The 1,472-nt window shown below is 59.5% G+C and carries 2 protein-coding genes and 1 pseudogene; all 3 read right to left on the bottom strand.

The window, feature by feature from the left end:
• Positions 1 to 469, bottom strand: a 469-nt coding sequence (locus ACRC0P_RS06460) for a CinA family protein (protein WP_438629080.1), incomplete at its 3' end; no start/stop codon positions are given.
• Between the two features lie 17 nt (positions 470 to 486).
• Entirely contained in the window at positions 487 to 1,272 is a 786-nt protein-coding gene (locus tag ACRC0P_RS06465) for a 3'-5' exonuclease (RefSeq protein ID WP_438629082.1), read from the bottom strand.
• 1 nt (position 1,273) lies between these two features.
• Positions 1,274 to 1,472: pseudogene (locus tag ACRC0P_RS06470) on the bottom strand (IS5/IS1182 family transposase); the annotation flags it as partial.

Below are 1,472 nucleotides of genomic sequence, written 5' to 3' on the forward strand. Positions count from 1 at the left end.
CGGCCACCGTCTGCGCCTGGACCGCCGCGCGGTCTCCCTCGAAATGGAAACACTGCGCCCGGATGGTCACCGGCTCCTGCCCCGCGGATGTGGCCCAGGCGATCCACACCGTGCCCACCGGCTTCTCCGCGGTACCGCCGTCCGGGCCGGCAATGCCGCTCACCGCCACGGCGATATTGGCATCCATGGCCGCCAGCGCGCCGCTGGCCATCTGCCGCGCCACCTGTTCGCTCACCGCGCCAAAACTTTCCAGGTCCTCCTCCGCCACGTCCAGCCAGTCGCGCTTGATGCGGTTGGCGTAGCTGACCAGCGAACCCTCGAACCAGTTGGATGCGCCGGGCACCGAGGTGATGGCCGCGGCTATGCCGCCGCCGGTGCAGGATTCCGCCGCGGTGGCGTGCCAGTTGCGCTTGTGCAGTTCTTCGCCGAGGGTCTGCGCCAATTCCAAAATCTCTAATCTTCCGGTCATCCACAAACCCCTCTCAATCACTCATTTGCAATAAACCTGCTAGGACTACCACACCAAGTCACAAACAATGAGCGAACCGCACGCGTAGCCGCCACATGCAGCAGGGCCCGTTCGTTCAGCTCCCGAGCCCGTATTTCGGTGATATCCTCCGTACTATTTCCTCTCGGCGACATGGGTACCACGCCCTCTGAGATGCCGACCAGAAACACGTCCTTGAATTCCAGGCCTTTGATCCGATGCATGTTGGCATAACGGACCCCTGGCACCGCGGTATTATCTGTGGCATCCCGGCTGACTTTGTACACTTCTATCCCGGCCTCCCGCAGTTTCCCGGTGACCATTTTTAAAGGAATTTCCGTTCGCCCGACAAGGCAGATATCACTCAGCGGAACCCCCTCTTCCTGCAAACGCCGGATTTTCTGAACAATAAATTCCGCTTCATCCTGCGCATTTTCGAATCCATCCACAGACGGCGGCTGGCCATCAAAAAGTGACCGATAGCCATTTGGCCTGTCTGTCCCGCCGTCCAAGTCATCGACCTCCACGCCCTCCAGCACCGCGGTGGCATAACGGCGGATCTGCTCACTGGTACGATAGTTGATACGAAGTTTGCGTCCCCTGCCCCGAATATTGATACCGCAGGAAGATAAAGAAGCCCTTTTCTTGTAGATGCGCTGGTGTGCGTCACCAACGATCATCATGCAATCCCGGGTATCAATGGGCACCAGCTCACCCAGCAACTTGAATGCCTCAGCGCCGAGATCCTGGGCTTCATCGACCACAACCGCACGGTAGGGGCGCACCGCCTTTCTGCTCGGCGCTATCGGTGTTCTTGACGCTCTGCGCGTCCACGATCAAGAACGTGCTGCAAGCGTTGCGCCCCTGTTTCGTACGGGCCACGCCAACCTGATTTTTTGAGTGCCCGCTCCAGCAGGCTCACCCCTTGCGCATCAGGCGCGTTCCATTTGGCAAAATACGAGTACACCGTTTGCCACTTGGGAAA

It is taken from the genome of Microbulbifer sp., from assembly GCF_051659245.1.
GTDB lineage: Bacteria > Pseudomonadota > Gammaproteobacteria > Pseudomonadales > Cellvibrionaceae > Microbulbifer.